The organism is Cytobacillus oceanisediminis (assembly GCF_003182355.1).
Lineage (GTDB): Bacteria > Bacillota > Bacilli > Bacillales > Cytobacillaceae > Cytobacillus > Cytobacillus oceanisediminis_A.
The window spans coordinates 1-18,710 of record NZ_QGTW01000008.1 but is presented as its reverse complement, the minus strand read 5'-3'; the positions used below and the strand labels follow the sequence as shown (position 1 = coordinate 18,710).

General features: G+C 42.4%; 16 protein-coding genes and 1 pseudogene. 14 read left to right on the top strand and 3 right to left on the bottom strand.

Annotated features, from left to right (window positions below; genetic code table 11):
* The first annotated feature begins 98 nt into the window (after window positions 1–98).
* A complete protein-coding gene (gene mutS, locus DFO73_RS15305) occupies window positions 99–2,714 on the top strand; it encodes a DNA mismatch repair protein MutS (protein WP_110065605.1) in 2,616 nt (871 codons plus the stop codon).
* A gap of 18 nt (window positions 2,715–2,732) precedes the next feature.
* Window positions 2,733–4,637, top strand: coding sequence for a DNA mismatch repair endonuclease MutL (gene mutL, locus DFO73_RS15300; RefSeq protein WP_110065604.1), 1,905 nt, complete (start codon window positions 2,733–2,735; stop codon window positions 4,635–4,637).
* Between the two features lie 570 nt (window positions 4,638–5,207).
* Here the strand turns inward: mutL and mreBH are convergent.
* On the bottom strand, window positions 5,208–6,215 hold the full coding sequence (gene mreBH / locus DFO73_RS15295; protein WP_110065603.1) for a rod-share determining protein MreBH: 1,008 nt from the start codon (window positions 6,213–6,215) through the stop codon (window positions 5,208–5,210).
* A 272-nt stretch (window positions 6,216–6,487) separates the two neighbouring features.
* Between mreBH and miaA the strand changes: the two genes are divergently transcribed.
* The 5 genes from miaA (at window position 6,488) to DFO73_RS15270 (ending at window position 10,265) form a co-directional block, all read left to right on the top strand.
* On the top strand, window positions 6,488–7,450 hold the full coding sequence (gene miaA / locus DFO73_RS15290; protein ID WP_110065602.1) for a tRNA (adenosine(37)-N6)-dimethylallyltransferase MiaA: 963 nt from the start codon (window positions 6,488–6,490) through the stop codon (window positions 7,448–7,450).
* 27 nt (window positions 7,451–7,477) lie between these two features.
* Window positions 7,478–7,711 (top strand): RNA chaperone Hfq, encoded by a 234-nt coding sequence (gene hfq / locus DFO73_RS15285; RefSeq protein ID WP_026583335.1) that lies wholly within the window; start codon window positions 7,478–7,480, stop codon window positions 7,709–7,711.
* A gap of 556 nt (window positions 7,712–8,267) precedes the next feature.
* Window positions 8,268–9,218 carry a stage V sporulation protein K gene (gene spoVK, locus DFO73_RS15280; protein ID WP_110065601.1) on the top strand — a complete coding sequence of 317 codons (951 nt, stop codon included), beginning with the start codon at window positions 8,268–8,270 and terminating at the stop codon, window positions 9,216–9,218.
* Window positions 9,219–9,331: 113 nt separating this feature from the next.
* Window positions 9,332–9,565: a glutaredoxin family protein gene (locus DFO73_RS15275; protein WP_110065600.1), complete on the top strand. Its 234-nt coding sequence runs from the start codon at window positions 9,332–9,334 to the stop codon at window positions 9,563–9,565.
* A 268-nt stretch (window positions 9,566–9,833) separates the two neighbouring features.
* Window positions 9,834–10,265, top strand: coding sequence for a VOC family protein (locus DFO73_RS15270; RefSeq protein ID WP_110065599.1), 432 nt, complete (start codon window positions 9,834–9,836; stop codon window positions 10,263–10,265).
* Window positions 10,266–10,314: 49 nt separating this feature from the next.
* Here DFO73_RS15270 and DFO73_RS15265 read toward each other — a convergent pair whose 3' ends face one another.
* Window positions 10,315–10,920 (bottom strand): trimeric intracellular cation channel family protein, encoded by a 606-nt coding sequence (locus DFO73_RS15265; protein ID WP_110065598.1) that lies wholly within the window; start codon window positions 10,918–10,920, stop codon window positions 10,315–10,317.
* A 515-nt stretch (window positions 10,921–11,435) separates the two neighbouring features.
* Here DFO73_RS15265 and hflX point away from each other — a divergent pair.
* The 4 genes from hflX (at window position 11,436) to glnA (ending at window position 16,186) form a co-directional block, all read left to right on the top strand.
* Window positions 11,436–12,692: a GTPase HflX gene (gene hflX / locus DFO73_RS15260; RefSeq protein WP_110065597.1), complete on the top strand. Its 1,257-nt coding sequence runs from the start codon at window positions 11,436–11,438 to the stop codon at window positions 12,690–12,692.
* Between the two features lie 13 nt (window positions 12,693–12,705).
* A complete protein-coding gene (locus tag DFO73_RS15255; protein WP_110065596.1) occupies window positions 12,706–13,977 on the top strand; it encodes a methionine gamma-lyase family protein in 1,272 nt (423 codons plus the stop codon).
* A gap of 423 nt (window positions 13,978–14,400) precedes the next feature.
* Window positions 14,401–14,808, top strand: coding sequence for a MerR family transcriptional regulator (locus tag DFO73_RS15250; protein ID WP_110065595.1), 408 nt, complete (start codon window positions 14,401–14,403; stop codon window positions 14,806–14,808).
* Between the two features lie 43 nt (window positions 14,809–14,851).
* On the top strand, window positions 14,852–16,186 hold the full coding sequence (gene glnA / locus DFO73_RS15245; protein WP_110065594.1) for a type I glutamate--ammonia ligase: 1,335 nt from the start codon (window positions 14,852–14,854) through the stop codon (window positions 16,184–16,186).
* Between the two features lie 116 nt (window positions 16,187–16,302).
* Here glnA and DFO73_RS29645 read toward each other — a convergent pair.
* Window positions 16,303–16,598: pseudogene (locus DFO73_RS29645) on the bottom strand (tyrosine-type recombinase/integrase); the annotation flags it as partial.
* A 391-nt stretch (window positions 16,599–16,989) separates the two neighbouring features.
* Here DFO73_RS29645 and DFO73_RS15235 point away from each other — a divergent pair.
* From DFO73_RS15235 to gpG, 3 genes are read left to right on the top strand one after another with little or no spacing between them, the layout of a single operon-like run.
* Complete coding sequence (locus DFO73_RS15235; protein ID WP_110065593.1) at window positions 16,990–17,589, top strand: major tail protein; 600 nt, start codon at window positions 16,990–16,992, stop codon at window positions 17,587–17,589.
* A 5-nt stretch (window positions 17,590–17,594) separates the two neighbouring features.
* The gene (locus DFO73_RS15230; protein ID WP_110065592.1) at window positions 17,595–17,936 is read left to right on the top strand and encodes a hypothetical protein; all 342 of its coding nucleotides are present in this window, start codon (window positions 17,595–17,597) and stop codon (window positions 17,934–17,936) included.
* A 35-nt stretch (window positions 17,937–17,971) separates the two neighbouring features.
* Window positions 17,972–18,298, top strand: coding sequence for a phage tail assembly chaperone G (gene gpG / locus DFO73_RS15225; protein ID WP_110065591.1), 327 nt, complete (start codon window positions 17,972–17,974; stop codon window positions 18,296–18,298).
* The last annotated feature ends 412 nt before the right edge of the window (window positions 18,299–18,710 follow it).

Below are 18,710 nucleotides of genomic sequence, written 5' to 3'. Positions count from 1 at the left end.
CCGTCTGAGTCATTAAGCAATCTATGATATAATGAAAAAGACGTTCTCAGAGTGAATCTCTGAGAAAAAGAATAGATTATTTGACGTTGGAGGAAGTTATGGCAGCAGCATACACGCCTATGATACAGCAATATTTACGAGTAAAGGCAGAATACCAGGATGCCTTTTTATTTTTTCGCCTGGGCGATTTTTATGAAATGTTCTTTGATGATGCGCTTAAGGCATCGCAGGAACTGGAAATCACATTAACCAGCCGGGAAGGCGGTACGGAAGAGCGGATTCCGATGTGCGGAGTTCCGTATCATTCGGCACCGGTCTATATTGAACAACTGATCGAAAAAGGCTATAAAGTCGCAATCTGCGAGCAGACAGAGGATCCCAAGCAGGCTAAAGGCGTAGTGCGGAGGGAAGTTGTCCAGCTGATTACGCCTGGGACAATGATGGAAGGAAAAGGCCTTCAGGAAAAAGAGAATAATTATATTGCCTCTATCTCTTTTTTTGAGGATGAAACGTTTGGGTTTGCCACAAATGATTTATCTACTGGGGAAACGAAGGTAACGATGCTAAGCGGCGGTTTTGAAGAAGTATTAAATGAGCTGTCATTGTCAGGCGCAAAGGAAGTCGTTATTTCTTCCGATTTTAACGGAGAATGGCAGCGGAAAATGAAAGAGTGTTCTGTCATGGCCATTTCATTTGAGGAAGATTGCGAGATTCGCGAATCTTTTGAAAACCTGCTTTCAGACCTAAATCAGGAAAAGCTTAGACTCACATCGTCCAGATTAATAAACTATCTGTATCGGACTCAAAAAAGAAGTCTTGGTCATCTTCAAAAAGTAGCTACTTATCAAATCAACCAATATATGAAGATCGACTATTTTTCCAAAAAGAACTTGGAGCTGACGGAAACGATTCGAAGCAAAGGGAAGAAAGGCTCACTGCTTTGGCTGTTGGATGAAACAAAGACGGCTATGGGCGGAAGGCTTTTAAAGCAATGGATTGACAGGCCGCTTATTAATGAAAAAGAAATCAAGCGCCGCCATTCCATTGTGGAAACATTAATCGGCTCTTATTTTGAACGCGAAGAAATCCGGGAAAAGCTGAAGGAAGTCTATGATCTTGAGCGCCTTGCCGGTAGGGTGGCGTTCGGAAATGTGAATGCCCGCGATTTGGTGCAGCTTAAACGGTCGCTTCAGCAGATTCCTATTTTAAAAGAAATGGTCAGCGTGCTGCCAAATGATGAGGCAGTTATACTTGCTGAACGGCTGGATGCCTGTGAAGAGGTAGCTGATACGCTCGAATGTGCAATCATGGAAAATCCTCCACTTTCACTTAAAGACGGCAATATCATTCAGGATGGCTACCACGAAGAATTGGATCAATACCGTGATGCCAGCAGGAACGGGAAAACCTGGATCGCACAGCTTGAGAAGCAGGAGCGGGAGAAAACAGGTATTAAGTCCTTAAAAATCGGCTTTAACCGCGTTTTCGGCTATTATATTGAAGTAACGCGTTCCAATTTGCATCTTTTGAAGGAAGGGCAATACGAACGCAAGCAGACGCTGACAAATGCGGAAAGATTCATCACACCTGAATTGAAAGAAAAAGAAGCGCTTATCCTCCAGGCACAGGAAAAGTGTGTTGAGCTTGAGTATGAGCTGTTTACCAATGTTCGCGAGTATGTAAAAGAATATATTCCTAGATTGCAAAAGCTGGCTAAAACGGTAAGTGAGCTGGATGTATTGCAGTGCTTTGCCGCTGTCAGTGAGCAAAGGCATTACACCAAACCAGCTTTTTCAGACGAAAGAAGAGTTTATATAAAAGATGGCCGCCATCCAGTGGTTGAGAAGGTCATGAATGCACAGGAATATGTGCCAAATGACTGTTACATGGATGCAGATCGGGAAATGCTGCTGATTACGGGGCCGAATATGTCTGGTAAAAGCACGTATATGCGTCAAATCGCGCTCACTGCTATTTTAGCGCAGATCGGCTGCTACGTGCCTGCTTCAGAAGCAGTTCTGCCAATCTTTGACCAGGTATTTACAAGAATTGGGGCTGCAGATGACCTGATTTCAGGCCAAAGTACATTCATGGTCGAGATGCTTGAAGCAAGAAATGCCATTGTGAATGCTACTCAAAATAGCTTGATTTTATTTGACGAAATCGGCCGTGGTACTTCGACCTATGATGGAATGGCATTGGCACAGGCTATTATCGAATATATCCATAACCGCATAGGTGCTAAGACATTATTTTCTACGCACTATCATGAGTTGACGGTGCTGGAGGAAGAACTGCACAAGGTGAAAAACATCCATGTCAGTGCGGTCGAGCAAAATGGCCGGGTTGTCTTCCTTCATAAAATTAAAGAAGGAGCAGCTGATAAGAGCTACGGGATACATGTTGCCCAGCTTGCCGAGCTGCCGAATGAGCTGATTGTAAGAGCGAATGAAATTCTTACTGGTCTTGAGTCCAAAGATGCCGAGGCAAATAATGTTCCCCGGCAGGAAATTCAAACACCTGCTGCTGAAAAAGCAGAAGAGCCTGCTGCCCAATTATCATTCTTTGAAGAGCCGGATGATGTGAAAAAACCGCCGTTCAGCTCCAGGGAAAAGAAGATAATCGAAAAAGTGAAAGGCCTCGATATTCTTGATATGACGCCAATGCAGGCGTTAAATATATTGTATGAGCTGCACAAAAAACTAAAGAACTAATAAACAGGTGGTGACGAAATGGGGAAAATCATACAGCTGGATGACTCGCTTTCAAATAAAATTGCAGCCGGTGAGGTGGTTGAGCGGCCTGCATCAGTAGTTAAAGAATTGATGGAGAACTCGATTGATGCCGGAAGCAAAATAATTGAAATTGAAGTGGAAGAAGCCGGGCTGGCAAAAATCCGAATCATTGATAACGGCGACGGAATTGAAGAAGATGATGTCCTTAATGCTTTTCATCGTCATGCCACAAGTAAAATAAAAGATGAAAATGACCTTTTCCGCATCCGCACGCTTGGATTCCGCGGCGAGGCATTGCCGAGTATTGCGTCCGTTTCCCGGATCGAGATGAAAACCTCCACAGGGGAAGCAGGTACCCGCGTCATAATTGAAGGCGGCAAGGTCGATGTGATGGAAAAAGCGCCCGGCAGAAAAGGGACGGACCTGACTGTGACGGATTTATTTTTCAACACGCCGGCCCGCCTGAAATATATGAAGACGATCCACACCGAGCTAGGCAATATAACCGATGTGGTGAACCGGCTGGCGCTTGCCCACCCCGAGGTCGCCATCCGCCTGATCCATAATGACCGCAAACTGCTGCAGACGAACGGAAACGGCGATGTCCGACAGGTGCTAGCAGCGATTTATGGGCTGAACATCGTAAAAAAGATGGTTCCAATCGAAACGAGCTCACTTGATTTTAAAATTAGCGGCTATGCAGCATTGCCGGAGATTACAAGAGCATCACGCAATTATATCTCCACTATGATTAACGGCCGATTTATTAAAAACTATTCGCTTGCAAAGGCGATCCAGGAAGGCTATCATACCCTTCTGCCAATTGGACGCTATCCCATAGTGCTGTTGAATATTGAAATGGATCCGCTGCTTGTTGACGTCAATGTCCATCCCTCCAAAATGGAAGTGCGCCTCAGCAAGGAGCATGAATTGAATGAACTGGTTTCAGGCGCTTTAAAGGCAGCGTTTAAAAAGCAGGAATTGATTCCTTCCGGATTTACACAGCCGAAGGCCATGAAGCCTAAGTCGGAACAGACTGCTCTTGAGCTGGATCACTTGCCGGAGAAGGAAGAGCGGCCTGAACCTGTTCCTTCTTATGTTCGTGAAAAGAGGGAAGAGATTGTTCAGGATAGCCCGAGGAGTTTTTCTCTTGATGCGGTGTTCCATGACCCTCTTACTACTCAGGAAACTCAGCCGGAGGAAAAGCCTGTTTTTGACAATCCAGAAATAGAAGATCAGCATCTGTTCAAGCAAGAAGAGCCGGGGGCCGCAGGTTTAAATTCATTTTTTGCCGAGCCTCCTAAAGAGCAGGAACCATCCAGGGTTCCGCCGCTTTATCCAATCGGACAAATGCATGGGACGTATATCTTTGCCCAAAATGATAGAGGTTTGTATATTATTGATCAGCACGCCGCCCAGGAGCGGATCAAGTATGAGTACTTCAAAGAAAAAGTCGGCCAGGTTGAAAGCGAATTGCAGGAAATGCTTATTCCGCTGACGTTTGAATACTCGACTGACGATTATATAAAAATAGATGAACATAAAGGTGAGCTTGAGAAAGTCGGAGTCTTCCTGGAGCCGTTTGGCCATAACAGCTTTATTGTCCGCTCTCATCCCCAATGGCTGCCAAAAGGCGAGGAACAGGAAATCATTGAGGATATGATTGAACAGCTTTTAGCAATGAAGAGAGTCGATATTAAAAAGCTGCGAGAGGAAGCAGCTATCATGATGAGCTGCAAAGCCTCTATTAAAGCGAACCAGCACCTGCGCAATGATGAAATTCAGGCACTCCTGGATGAATTGCGCCGGACATCCGATCCGTTCACATGCCCGCATGGCCGCCCGATTATTATTCATTACTCCACTTATGAAATGGAGAAAATGTTCAAAAGGGTAATGTAGAGAAGACGTCGAACCCGAATGGGTTTGGCGTTTTTTGTGGTGACGATAAAGATATTATGTAAACTAATCAACGGAGTTATGAGGCAAACAAATCACCATATGTACGAAAAATCAAATGGTTACCGACGAAGAGTGTAGTGTTATAGGCAAATAGTAGTTAATCGGTATGATTTACTTCATAAAATGATTTTGAAAAGCAAAAATGGGCATATCCTCAAATTCACCGACATTATTGCGCCGATTAATTACGATTTGAAGCCAATTTTCAGGATCACTGGCATTATTCTGAGCGAATAGTGCCGAATAGAAGGCAAATCCCCAGTTCATCGGCCCTAAAGCGCCCGATTAGAAGGCAATTCCCGAGTTCACCGGCACTATTGTACCCAGTTAGTTCCGATTAGAAGCAAAATCCCCAGTTCACCGGCATTATTCACCCGACTGGTTCACGGTTAAACCGTTCACTGGCTCTTCCCCCTGGGATTAGATCCCGTTTCTCCATATACCTAACAAAGAAAAGTGCTCTAAATAAAAAAAGCACTCATTTCGCAAAATGGGTGCTCTTCCTTTAAATTATCTTACCAATGTATGCAGCTTATCAATATATTTTAAAGCAACCCCTGTTCCAACCGCTACAGATTCAAGGGGGTTTGGAGCAAGGTGAACGGGCACGACGATTTCTTGTGATAGCCAATCCTGCATGCCGTTAAGAAGGGCGCCGCCGCCGGATAAGATAACACCTCGGTCAACAATGTCACCGCTCAGTTCGGCAGGGCTGTCCTCTAAAGTGGCACGAATTGCTTCCAGAATATGAAGGAGAGCTTCCTTCATTGCATCACGAATTTCGTATGAAGACAGTGTGATCGTTTTTGGCAAACCGGTCACAAGGTCACGGCCGCGTACGTCCATTGTCAATTCTTCATGGTCAATTAATGCATAGCCGATTTCCACTTTAATTTGTTCAGCTGTTCTTTCGCCAATAAGAACATTGTATTCTTTGCGTACATGCTGAATGATGTCATCATCGAGTCTGTCGCCGCCGATGCGGATGGAGTGGCAAGCTACAACGCCGCCAAAGGAGATGATGGCTACTTCAGTAGAACCGCCGCCAATATCTACAACGACGTTTGCAACCGGCTCATCAACCGGCATACCTGCACCGATTGCAGCTGCTACCGGTTCTTCAATAAGATGGACCTTTTTTGCCCCAGCATTTCGTACCGCGTCCTGAATCGCTCTTCTTTCAACGGAGGTAGAACCAGAAGGAGTACAAACAACTACGTTAGGCTTTCTGATCGCAAATCCGACTTTTTTCGATGCTTTTCTCATGACTTGGCGAAGCATTTCTGTCGTTGTATCATAATCAGCAATAACCCCATCTTTAAGAGGACGGATCGCGATAATACGTCCTGGTGTTTTACCGATCATTTCTTTGGCTTCTTTACCAACTGCTAACACTTTTTTCGTTTCTGTGTCAATTGCAACAACAGAAGGTTCGTTTAAGATAATCCCCTTTGTTTTACTATAAACAAGGATGTTTGCTGTTCCTAAATCAATACCAATTTCAGATGTATTTATCATGAATTATTCACCTATTTTCAATTTATAAAGTCACAATATAACCTTCTAATAAATTAACATGAATTTGGGGGTCAACCTTTGTTTGTTATGGAATCGTTAAAAAAATGTAATCTTTCATGAAAATTTTAGGAAACATGTCGAATAGGAAGAAAGAATTCTGTTTATACTGCTTAGATGTTCTGTTTTTATTAAGAATGGGAAGATGATACCTGAAAAATTTTCCTTCCTTATGGTAGGATATTAAATAGAACAGCAGTAAAGGCAGTGAACAGATGAGTGAAAAAGAAAAGCTTGTAGTGCTGATTGGCCCTACAGCAGTCGGGAAAACTAAATTAAGCATTCTCCTCGCAAAAAGGTTTAATGCTGAAATTATCAGCGGCGATTCCATGCAGATTTATAAAAGCATGGATATAGGCACCGCCAAGATTACAAAAGAAGAAATGAAAGGTATTCCACATCATCTAATTGATATCAAAAATCCGGAAGACCCTTTTTCTGCAGCAGAGTTCCAGGAACTGGTCCGCAGAAAAATCTCTGACATCACTTCCAGAGGCAAACTTCCGATGATCGTAGGGGGCACCGGGTTATATATTCAGTCAGTCATTTACGATTATCAATTTTCGGATGCTCCTTCAGATGACGAGTTCAGACAGAAGCTCGAGGAACGAGCGGAAGGGGAAGGAAACGAAGCGCTTTATAAAGAGCTTATGGCAATTGATCCGGAAAGCGGAAGCAAAATCCATCCCAACAATATCCGCAGGGTGATCCGGGCACTGGAAATTTATCATTGTACAGGAAAAACGATGTCGGATTATCAGGAGAACCAGGCCCCAGAACTTCTTTATGACACTGCACTGATCGGGCTAACCATGGATCGGGAAAAATTGTATGAACGCATTAATCTGCGTGTCGACATCATGATGAAGGAAGGGCTGCTGGAAGAGGTGAAATCCCTTTATGAACAGGGATTAAAGGATTGCCAGTCCATTCAGGCCATCGGGTACAAAGAGCTGTATGAATACTTCAATAGGCGTGTTTCCCTTGAAGATGCCATAGGAAATCTGAAGCAAAATTCACGAAGATATGCAAAAAGGCAGCTAACCTGGTTTCGAAACAAGATGAATGTGGAATGGTTTGATATGTCCGATACAGCAGACCCTCATGAGTTTGAAAAAAAATTCGCTGAAATTTCTGCTCATATTGAAGGAAAGCTGAAAATAAAATCGAATACATAATGATAGAGATAAAAGAGGAGGATTATTATGAAATCAGCAATCAATATTCAAGATCAGGTTCTTAACCAGCTACGCAAAGACAATACAAATTGTACCGTATTCCTATTAAATGGATTCCAAATTAGAGGCCAAATTAAAGGCTTTGATAATTTCACCGTTTTATTTGAGTCTGAAGGCAAACAGCAGCTTGTTTATAAGCATGCAATTTCTACATTTGTTCCACAGCGCAATGTTCAGCTGGACTTGGATAACCAGCAATAATATATCCAGTTTAAAAAAGAAAGCCTGCTTCGATGGAAGCGGGCTATTTTTATTTTTCCATCTGCAGTGAAAGTCAAAAACCTTTAATGAAATGCTTATAGCTTGAATACATATAGATATGGGAATGTATCGCTGTTTAAAGGCGGACCTCTGTCCGGGCTCAAAAGCTTCATTTCCATTTATCCCGCGTTAACGGGCCTCATTAAGTGTTTGATTGAGGCCAAAGAAAATGCTAAGTGTGGGGATCAACTGCCTGTAAAAGCCCGATTAAAGAACTCAGACTAAAGACGCCACATCCATGTGGCAACGTCTGAGTGACCCGCATCCTGCGGGCCTCGACTTCCATCAGTGGGGAAAAACCTCCACTGATGGAAGTTTCACCTTATTTCTCGGGAAACCGCATGAAACGACATCCCCGTATCAACTGTTGCTGAAGAGAGCGGGAAATTGTCGTTAATTAGCTTTAAAAACCGAAATCTGGCGGAAACATATAGGCTTTTGTCACAACGATTACTTCTAAGCGTATACTGTGCCTAAGAATGTGAGGTGATAGCTTTTGGACCAGCCGATTCGCTTGAAAAATAACGGCCAAATCAGCATCGTGCTAAATTCACAGAAGCGAAAAACATACACAAAAGAACTTCCAGAATCTCAAGTGGTTCCAAAGGCCATTCCGCCTGAGCATGCAGCCCTGAAAGAAATTGAGGAAGAACTTGGCGCTCTTGTAGGAATGGAAGAGATGAAGAAAATGATCAAGGAAATTTATGCATGGATTTATGTTAATAAAAAGAGGGAAGAAGCCGGCCTGAAAGCAGGAAAACAAGCACTCCATATGATGTTTAAAGGAAATCCGGGAACCGGGAAAACAACGGTTGCCCGATTAATAGGAAAGCTTTTTCAAAAAATGAATGTGTTATCAAAAGGGCACCTAATTGAAGCCGAGCGGGCAGATCTCGTCGGCGAATATATTGGGCATACGGCCCAAAAAACAAGGGATCTGGTAAAAAAAGCAATAGGGGGTATTCTGTTCATCGATGAAGCCTATTCTTTGGGCAGAGGGGGAGAAAAGGATTTTGGCAAGGAAGCGATTGACACACTTGTGAAACACATGGAGGACCGCCAGCATGAGTTCATCCTGATTTTAGCGGGGTATTCCAGAGAAATGGATTATTTCCTCACTTTAAATCCAGGTCTCCACTCCCGTTTTCCGCTGGTGGTTGATTTCCCAGACTACTCAATCGAGCAGCTGATGGAAATTGGACAGAGAATGCTAAAAGAGCGGGAATATTCGTTAAGCCATGAATCTGAAAAGAAGATGAGAGAGCATTTGCATTTTGTAAAAAATACTCTAAGTCCAAACAGCTTTTCAAATGGCCGCTATATCCGAAATATAATTGAAAAATCAATACGTGCACAGGCTATGCGCCTGCTCATGCAAAACAGCTATGACCGCCACGATTTAATGACCATCAGAAGCAATGATCTAGTGTTTGAAGAAGATGGATAAGGGAACCATGATCAATAAAAAGGCAGTGTCATTTAGTGTTGACATTGTTTTTTTATTTAGTTAAAATACCATCGTGGGTATAAAAAGAAGCGGTTTAGAGGAGGAATTTAATCATGAATGATATTACTGTTTACACAACCAACACATGTCCTTATTGTACAATGGTGAAAAACTTCCTGGATCAGCAAGGTTTATCTTACAAAGAGGTAAACGTCCAGCAAGACCAAAGAGAGGCGCAAAAGCTGGTTGAAACTACTGGACAAATGGGCGTACCGCAAATCAATGTTAATGGCAAATGGGTACTTGGTTTTGACCCTAACAGCATTATGGCAAATGTAAAGCAATAATCGAAAGAGAAAGGCCTGTTCACATGGTGAGCAGGCCTTTTTTGTAGCGGTAAATGTGAACTATACGAATAAACGGTGATAACTTGCGGGTAACTGGCCCGAATTTACGAATAAAACTGGAAAATTAGCGAATAAATAGGCCAAGCTTGCGAACAAATGGATGAATTTAACGAATAATACTGAGGTACATACCCAGATCTCACTAAAAATAAAGGAAAAACCATTCTTGAGCCGAATACATACAAAAAACAATCCAGGAGGTATCGATATGGTTCCGCAAAGAATTAGTTTAGTAACGGTAGGCGCATTTAATTTGCCTGCATTAAGGAGCTTTTATCAAAAGCTGGGCTGGGAAGAAACAAGCATCAGTTCGGATCAGTATGCTGTCTATAAAACAGCGGGTGTCCTGCTGTCATTATTCCCGGTCGAGGAATTGGCGAAGGATGCTGGAGTTGAAATTAAGCCTTCATCAGGTACCTACAATAATATTACGCTCGCTATCAACGTAAATTCTCCTGAAGAAGTCGATTCCACAATAGAATTGATCCGCGAAGCCGGCGGAAAAATTCTTCGTGAACCAAGTGACGCATTTTGGGGCGGTCGCACAGCTTATTTTGCAGATCCGGAAAATAATCTATGGGAGCTAGCCTGGAATCCGGACTCTGTTTTTGACGAACGGGGAGCGATGCTTTCTTTCTGAAATAAAATAAAAAGCATCGGTGCACAAAACCGATGCTTTAATCTAATCCTTATCTCGTTCCAAGCCTCTTAACCGGAAGCTTCCATTTATATGTGTAGGATAAAACCCTTAATGCGGTAATAATGACAAACAATGAGTATAGCTCAGCTGAAGAAACCGCAATTCCCAGCCCGATGGCTGCACCGCAAAGGATGGCCCAGACAGCATATATTTCTGATTTCAGAACCAGCGGGTTTCTTCGTGCGAGCAGGTCGCGAATGATTCCGCCGCCGCTTCCTGTCAGGACAGCAGCCACGATGACCGCGCTTAATGGATGGTTCATTTGAGTTGCGTACAGCGCCCCTTGAATGGCAAATGCGGATAACCCGATTGCATCAAAGAAGTTGCCCCATCTTTGCCAGTGTTTTAGCAGGTTATTTGGGAAAAGCATTACTGCTGTGATGGACAAAAGAGCAATTTGAAAAAATAACCCCTGTTCCCAAAGGGCAGAGACCGGTACGCCTATTAATAAATTCCGGATAGCTCCCCCGCCGAAAGCGGTGACGATTCCGAGAATGTATATACCTAAAATATCGTATTCTTCTTCCATGGCCACAATTGCGCCGCTTACCGCGAAGGCGATGGTGCCAATCATACTTAAAACTTCCCACGTCATACGCCATTTCTCCTCTTGATGAAAATTTCGCACGCTATATTATTTAAACCCTATTAATATAGGTAAATTCTTTTCAAACAATATGATTTTAACACGGAAAAAAAGAAATACAATACTTTTGTTCTAATGTTTAAGCTTTTTACAAAGATACCCTGGAAAGGCTTTAGAAAAGCGGTAAAAATTAGTATTTGCAAAATTTTTTTGATATGATGTTATCAATCAGAAACAGAAGCACAGCTGATCGGAACGATTGGCTTCCCGGCTTCTTAATGATATCAAGTTATGATTTTGAATTTAGATGACTGTCCAGCTTCAGGCGCCATCGGCTCAAGGTCTTAAGCTATTCGCTTCTAAAGGCAAATAACGCCTTCTGCCAGCGCATGTCTAAAGCTATAGGCCCGCAGGAAGCGGGTCATGCAGACGTTGCCACAGGACACGTGGCGATTTTAGTCTGCATTCCTTGTTGGCGGGCGCCTTGCGCTTTTCTAAATACATGTATGAAAGAGGGATGCTGATTGGAACAAAAGCCAGAATACGAAAAAGTTATTCTTGTCGGCTGCCATACAGAAGAAGATGACCAGCGGTTTGAGTATTCAATGGAAGAATTGGAGTCCTTAACGGAAACCGCCAATGGAAAAGTATTAGCTTCCATTACACAAAAAAGAGAACGGATTCATCCGTCTACATATATCGGCAAAGGGAAAGTGGAGGAATTGGCTGCTCTCCAGGAGGAAATGGAAGCAGATATCATTATTTTCAATGATGAGCTTTCTCCAAGCCAAGTGCGAAATCTTTCGACTGAACTGGATGCCAGAATCATTGACCGCACACAGCTGATTTTGGACATTTTTGCACAAAGGGCACGCTCCAAAGAGGGGAAGCTGCAGGTCGAGCTTGCGCAGCTCCAGTATCTCCTGCCCCGTCTGTCCGGACAGGGTATCCAGCTTTCAAGGCTTGGAGGGGGAATTGGCACAAGAGGACCGGGTGAGACGAAGCTGGAATCTGACCGCCGCCATATCCGCCGGCGCATCGATGATATTAAGACACAGCTATCTGTCATTGTTCAGCACCGGGACAGATACCGTGAAAGAAGGAAGAAAAATAAAGCCTTCCAGATTGCACTAGTCGGTTATACGAATGCAGGAAAATCAACCATTTTTAACAGGCTTTCAGAAGCTGAATCCTATGAGGAGAACCAGCTGTTTGCGACGCTTGACCCGATGACGCGCAAGCTGATTTTGCCTAGCGGGTTTATGTCGCTTGTGACAGATACCGTTGGGTTTATTCAGGACCTGCCAACGACTTTGATCGCCGCCTTCCGGTCAACTCTTGAAGAGGTGAAGGAAGCGAATCTCCTTCTGCATGTCGTGGATATGTCCAATCCGGATTATTTCCAGCATGAACAGACGGTCAATAAACTGATAGAAGATTTGGAAAATGAAAAAATACCGCAATTGACAGTATATAATAAAAGAGATTTAAGGCATTCTGATTTTGTCCCGACGGCCAAGACGGAAACCATACAAATTAGTGCCTTTGAGGAAGAGGACCGCAATGAGTTAAAGCGGAAAATTGAGCAAATGATTCTGGGGATGATGAAGCACTACCATGTCGAAGTGCCTTCAACAGAAGGGAAGCTTCTTTCCCAGCTCAAGAATGAAACCATTTTGCGCGAATTGACGTTCCATGAAGAAAAGGAATTGTACGTTTGCAAGGGTTATTACCTCGAGGATCACCAAATATCAGGGCCTTTAACGAAATATACCGTATAGTTAGGAGATCACCATGTTTCAACAGTTATCACAAGGGGAAAAGCTCCAGCCCATCGTCAGGGAAGTGGAGCAGCAAATTTCACATGTACTGGAAGGGATTGACCAGAGAATTGATGATAATCAATTTCGTGTCCTAAACAGCTTTCAAAATTTTAAAGTAAGCGATTCGCATTTTACCCCATCGACCGGCTATGGATACGATGATATCGGCAGAGATACGCTTGAAGAGATATATGCGGAAGTATTCGGCGGGGAAGCAGGCTTAGTACGGCCGCAAATCATTTCTGGCACTCATGCGATTTCTATTGCCCTTTTTGGGGTTTTGCGCCCAGGTGACGAATTGCTATATATCACTGGCAAGCCTTACGACACACTAGAAGAGATTGTCGGGATACGTGGAACAGGAAACGGCTCATTAAAAGAATTTGGCATCGGCTACAATAGTGTGCCGCTAATGGAAGAGGGAAGCATCGATTACCAAGCAGTAGAAAAAGCGATCAAACCGAACACAAAAATGATTGGCATTCAGCGCTCCAAAGGGTATGCAACAAGGCCTTCTTTTACGATTGAACAAATCGAAGAGATGATAAGATTTGTAAAAGAAATAAAGCCTGACGTCGTAGTCTTTGTAGACAATTGTTATGGCGAGTTCGTAGAAGAACAGGAGCCATGCCATGTTGGCGCGGATGTTATGGCAGGGTCGCTTATTAAAAACCCAGGGGGCGGCCTTGCCAAGACGGGCGGCTATATTGTCGGAAAAAAGGAATGGGTCGAGGCCTGCTCATACCGGATGACATCTCCTGGGATCGGGGCGGAAGCCGGCGCATCCCTATATAGCCTTCAGGAAATGTACCAGGGCTTTTTCCTGGCTCCGCATGTCGTTGGCCAGGCACTTAAAGGCGCGGTTTTTACAGCAGCGATGCTTGAGCGCCTTGGTATGAATTCCTATCCAAAATGGAATGACAAAAGAACAGATCTTATTCAATCCGTTCAATTTGATGATAAAGATAAAATGGTGGCATTTTGCCAGGCGATCCAATTTGCCTCGCCTGTCAATTCCCATGTTACAGCTTACCCAGCATACATGCCGGGCTATGAAAATGATGTAATTATGGCTGCAGGTACATTTATCCAGGGAGCCAGCATTGAATTAACAGCTGACGGGCCAATCAGGCCGCCGTATGCTGCGTATGTACAGGGAGGACTTACTTATTCTCATGTGAAGATGGCAGTCTGCATTGCTATAAACCGTTTGCTGGAAAAAGGTTTAATTGAAATAGAATAGGTGAATATAAAGAAGGACAGCTACCTAGTTAGTTGTCCTTTTCTGTTTGAAGCTTGCTGAAGTTTGTTAAAGCGCATTTTTGATTTTGGCAATCTGTTGATTGGAGCGGAAGGTACGAGCTCCTCCGTAAATGCATTCGCTTTTCCTTCGTGCAGTGTTTATTCAAGGATGCTTGTTCAAAAGTCCAGCAGAAGAAGCGAGTTAAAGGGAGACCCCGCAGTCGCGTAGCGTAAAGGAGGCTTCCGGACGTTCGCGGAAAGCAAGTGCCTGTAGCGGGAAGCAACAGACAAGGTTAAAAGAGCGTAAGAACCAAAAGCAAAAATTTTTTGAAAAAAACATGTAATAAAAGCTAACATCTAGTTGACAGATTATCTTACATTACATATAATAATCTTAAGAAGTAATAAAAAGGGGGAGAAATAGTTGACTGGAAGTGAAATTCGACGCTCCATGCCGCTTTTCCCAATTGGTACTGTCATGCAGCTAACCGATCTGACCGCTAGGCAGATTCGCTACTATGAGGAACACCAATTAATTTCTCCAGCTAGAACAGACGGAAATAGAAGACTTTTTTCCTTAAATGATATTGATGTCCTTTTAGAGATTAAAGATTTGATCGATCAGGGTGTCAATATGGCCGGGATCAAACAGCTATTTTTCGTAAAAGAACAGCAGGCAATATCAGAAAATATGAAGAAGCAAGAAGATAAAGCGAGACGCGATCTTTCTGATGAAGAAATTCGGAAACTCCTTCGCAAAGAAATTGTGCAAGCTGGCCGATTCAATCGTTCATCACTGCGTCAAGGCAACATGCACCGCTTTTTCCATTAATAAATAAAAAAACACTCATGTAAATTTAAGGGAGGAAATACCATTGGCTAAGTTCACTAAAGACGATATTAAACGCATTGCAGAAGAAGAAAACGTAAAATTTGTCCGTTTACAGTTTACGGATATTCTAGGAACAATCAAAAACGTTGAAATTCCAATCAGCCAGCTTGAAAAAGCGCTTGATAACAAAATGATGTTTGACGGATCTTCGATCGAAGGCTTCGTACGTATTGAAGAATCAGATATGAATTTATATCCTGACCTTGATACATGGGTGGTATTCCCTTGGACAGCGGAAAAAGGAAAAGTTGCGCGTTTGATCTGTGATATCTATAATCCGGATGGAACGCCATTCCTTGGCGACCCCCGCAGCAACTTAAAACGTATTCTAGGTGAAATGGAAGAGCTGGGCTTCACAGATTTCAATCTTGGACCTGAACCAGAATTCTTCTTATTTAAGCTTGATCCTGCAGGAGAGCCAACTCTAGAGCTAAACGATAACGGAGGATATTTCGACCTTGCTCCAACTGACCTTGGTGAAAACTGCCGCCGCGATATCGTGCTTGAGCTTGAAGAAATGGGCTTTGAAATCGAAGCTTCCCACCATGAGGTTGCACCTGGACAGCATGAAATTGACTTTAAATATGCTGATGCCTTAACAGCTTGTGACCAAATCCAGACGTTCAAGCTAGTTGTAAAAACAATTGCCCGCAAGCACGGCCTGCATGCGACATTCATGCCTAAGCCGTTATTCGGTGTAAATGGATCAGGTATGCACTGTAACGTTTCATTATTTAAGGATGGAAAAAATGCATTCTTCGAAGAAAATGGCGATTTGCAATTAAGTGAAACTGCCCGCCAATTCATCGCAGGTATCGTAAATCACGCGACTGCGTTTACAGCAGTAACAAACCCAATTGTTAACTCTTATAAGCGTTTGGTTCCTGGTTATGAAGCACCTTGCTATGTTGCATGGTCCGCTCAAAACCGTTCACCGCTAATCCGTATCCCGGCTTCCCGCGGCATTAGTACACGTGTTGAGGTCCGCAGTGTTGACCCTGCTGCAAACCCATATCTTGCTATGGCTGTATTATTAAAAGCTGGCCTTGATGGAATCAAGAACAAAATGACTCCTCCAGCACCAGTTGACCGCAATATCTATGTAATGAACAAGCAAGAACGCGTAGAAGAAGGAATCAAAGATCTTCCAGCTACATTGGCAGCTGCTCTTGATGAACTGAAGAATGACGAAGTAATCGTTTCTGCTCTTGGCGATCACATCTTCGAACACTTCATTGAAGCAAAAGAAATCGAGTGGGATATGTTCCGTACGCAAGTGCATCCATGGGAGCGCGAGCAGTACTTGAGCATGTACTAAAAAAGTAAACCCCTTGACACCATTGGTGTTGAGGGGTTTTTGTTTTGGGGCAGAAATTTTAAAAAAGTTATGTTTTTTGCTTTGCCCGAAAAATGCCCGATTTTAATGCAAAAAAATTATTCAAGGACATTTTTCAAGTATTCCTCGAATTTACTCATTCTTTCAGTTTCAATCTTTTTACTAATATGCGAATAAACATCTGCAGTTATTTGAATACTTCCATGCCCCAATCTCTCCTGGATGTATTTCAAGTCTGCCCCTGCTTCTAATTGGAGAACCGCATGAGTGTGACTTAATGAATCGATTGGTTAGAGGGAAGATCACACTTCTTCAGTATCCTAGAAAATGAGTTAAATAAACTGGACCTTGGCATGTAATTTCCATTATTCCTACATAAAACTAAATTTAAATCAAAAGACAGGGCTTTAAAAAAGGAGCACAAGTCTTTGTCAGGGAGTTAAAGAGTCAATTTGAGGCCTTTAAAGATACAGGGGCATCCATTGAAGAAATAACTGTTTCGACCGGTCCATATATCGTTATTGATCCTTTAAGCCCTCCCATCCCTTCCGATTACGGAGATAATGAGCCTATTTCTGATGAATACCTTTACCAGTGGATGTTTGGACCAAAAATCGAAAAACAACTAAAGAAATTGCCAAAAGAGTCCAGGCAGTCATGCGGTCACTTTGGTTATGGCATTTATGGCGGCGGTGTGGATGAATTATGATAGAGATACCGGCATCTTTTGAGATGCCCGGCGTTATAGGGGAAAAGATTATTTAATTTAGAGGAGTGGAATGAGCATGGCAGAAGAAAAAGTTTATAGAGCATCCACAGGAGTAGATGAATTTTACTACGGTGAAATGGGGGATGGGATTACTGCAGCATATATCGAGAGAGTAAAGTTTTTACAAAATATCAATATAGAAATGCCACAAGAAGTGGTTCGTGCATATGGTGACAATAGGACCGCCGAAATGGCTGTTTCGAATGGTGACATTTCAGTCACTTCAGCGTTCCATAAAATCCCGATTGAAGATAAACAAAAGCTATTGGGTTTGGAAACAGTTGAAGGCCTTACTGCTATGGGGAGTACAGACAATCCATCATATGTAGCGGTAGTCTTTGCAAAGACATATGAAGATGGTTCAAAGGAGTATGTGGGTCTTCCGAAAGGATTATTTACTCGTCCCAACATTGCAGGACAAACAAAACAGGATGGAGTGGAATTTTCAAATGAAGAAATCTCTGCACAATTTATGGACCGTGAAGTAGAAGGTTTTTCAGATGAAAAATCTGTTGTCTTTGCTTACGACAAGAAAGGAGAAACAAACAATCGTAATGCACTATTCCAAAAGATCTTCGGTATGCCATATCCAGGAACAGTGCCGGAAGGAGCGTAATGTAGATGGCTAAAAAGAAAATAGAAATCCCAAAAGAAAAAATTGAGGACTCAGTAGAGGAAAAACAAGAAGAACAATTAGAGGAAAAACAAGTAGAACAAAAACAAGTAGAACAAAAACAAGAAGAACAATTAGAGGAAAGACAAGTAGAACAATTAGAGGTTGAACCACCAAAGAAATATATTGTTGTCCATGATTTTAGGGATCTAAAAGATAATAATGCGATTTACTTTAAAGGGGATATTTATCCCAAAGGTGATGATGTTGTCGTTGATGAGCAGCGTATTAAAGAATTATCAACAACAAAAAACAAAATCGGAAAAGTGCTAATTAAAGAGCAGGATTAACTCCCTGCTCTCTTTTTTTTACAGGAGGAATTTTAGTGGTTAATTTAAAACGAAATATGATTGAGCTTGTTAAAGAAATTAAAGAGGGTGAGATTGTTACTGAAAAATATATCACTCCAGTGTTTATTCCATTCTCAGTAGTTTATGAAGCAATCGATATGACACAGGAAATTGATAAAAGCGAAGAAAATAAAACTACTGCCTCTGAAAAAGAGTTAATCGAAAAACTTCTTGACTTTGTTGCAAACAAGATTTACAAAGGTCAATTTACTAAAGAGGACTGTTCAATGGTCTTCATGCTCCAGATGGAATCCGTGTGTTTCAAGAGCAATCTTATTTGCAGCTCAAGGACGTCAGAATGATGAAACAAAAAAGTTCCTGGTGAAGAAGATTTGAGTAATGCCGACTTTCCCCCGCAAAAACAAAAAGAATATAAAGACAAGTTAATTATGGCGCTTATGAAAGAAGGCAAGGACATAAGCGAAATTTAAAACATGCCATACCATTTTGTGGTTGAAGAGGGCTTTTGTAATTTTACTTAACGGAAATTGACCGAACGAAGACTTACTAAGGTCGTGTATCCGCCGTTATATTATTGTTTTTTAAATGTATACTCACAAAAAATTTCTAGAGATCTTCTTGCTTAGTCATTTAAAAAAAGATCCTTTATGTCTTCAATTGAACTGAACCCCGAATAGTAGACACTTTAAAAAAAGTGGATCTATTCGGGGATTTTTGTTTTTTCTAGCTTAAAACCCCGTTATACTAAAATTT

What these genes read in the sequence shown, in the direction of transcription:
- mutS (WP_110065605.1), top strand. Translation starts at nt 99, where the DNA reads ATGGCAGCAGCATACACGCCTATGATACAGCAATATTTACGAGTAAAG.
- mutL (WP_110065604.1), top strand. Translation starts at nt 2,733, where the DNA reads ATGGGGAAAATCATACAGCTGGATGACTCGCTTTCAAATAAAATTGCA.
- mreBH (WP_110065603.1), bottom strand. Translation starts at nt 6,215, where the DNA reads ATGATAAATACATCTGAAATTGGTATTGATTTAGGAACAGCAAACATC.
- miaA (WP_110065602.1), top strand. Translation starts at nt 6,488, where the DNA reads ATGAGTGAAAAAGAAAAGCTTGTAGTGCTGATTGGCCCTACAGCAGTC.
- hfq (WP_026583335.1), top strand. Translation starts at nt 7,478, where the DNA reads ATGAAATCAGCAATCAATATTCAAGATCAGGTTCTTAACCAGCTACGC.
- DFO73_RS15275 (WP_110065600.1), top strand. Translation starts at nt 9,332, where the DNA reads ATGAATGATATTACTGTTTACACAACCAACACATGTCCTTATTGTACA.
- DFO73_RS15270 (WP_110065599.1), top strand. Translation starts at nt 9,834, where the DNA reads ATGGTTCCGCAAAGAATTAGTTTAGTAACGGTAGGCGCATTTAATTTG.
- DFO73_RS15265 (WP_110065598.1), bottom strand. Translation starts at nt 10,920, where the DNA reads ATGACGTGGGAAGTTTTAAGTATGATTGGCACCATCGCCTTCGCGGTA.
- DFO73_RS15255 (WP_110065596.1), top strand. Translation starts at nt 12,706, where the DNA reads ATGTTTCAACAGTTATCACAAGGGGAAAAGCTCCAGCCCATCGTCAGG.
- DFO73_RS15235 (WP_110065593.1), top strand. Translation starts at nt 16,990, where the DNA reads ATGGCAGAAGAAAAAGTTTATAGAGCATCCACAGGAGTAGATGAATTT.
- DFO73_RS15230 (WP_110065592.1), top strand. Translation starts at nt 17,595, where the DNA reads ATGGCTAAAAAGAAAATAGAAATCCCAAAAGAAAAAATTGAGGACTCA.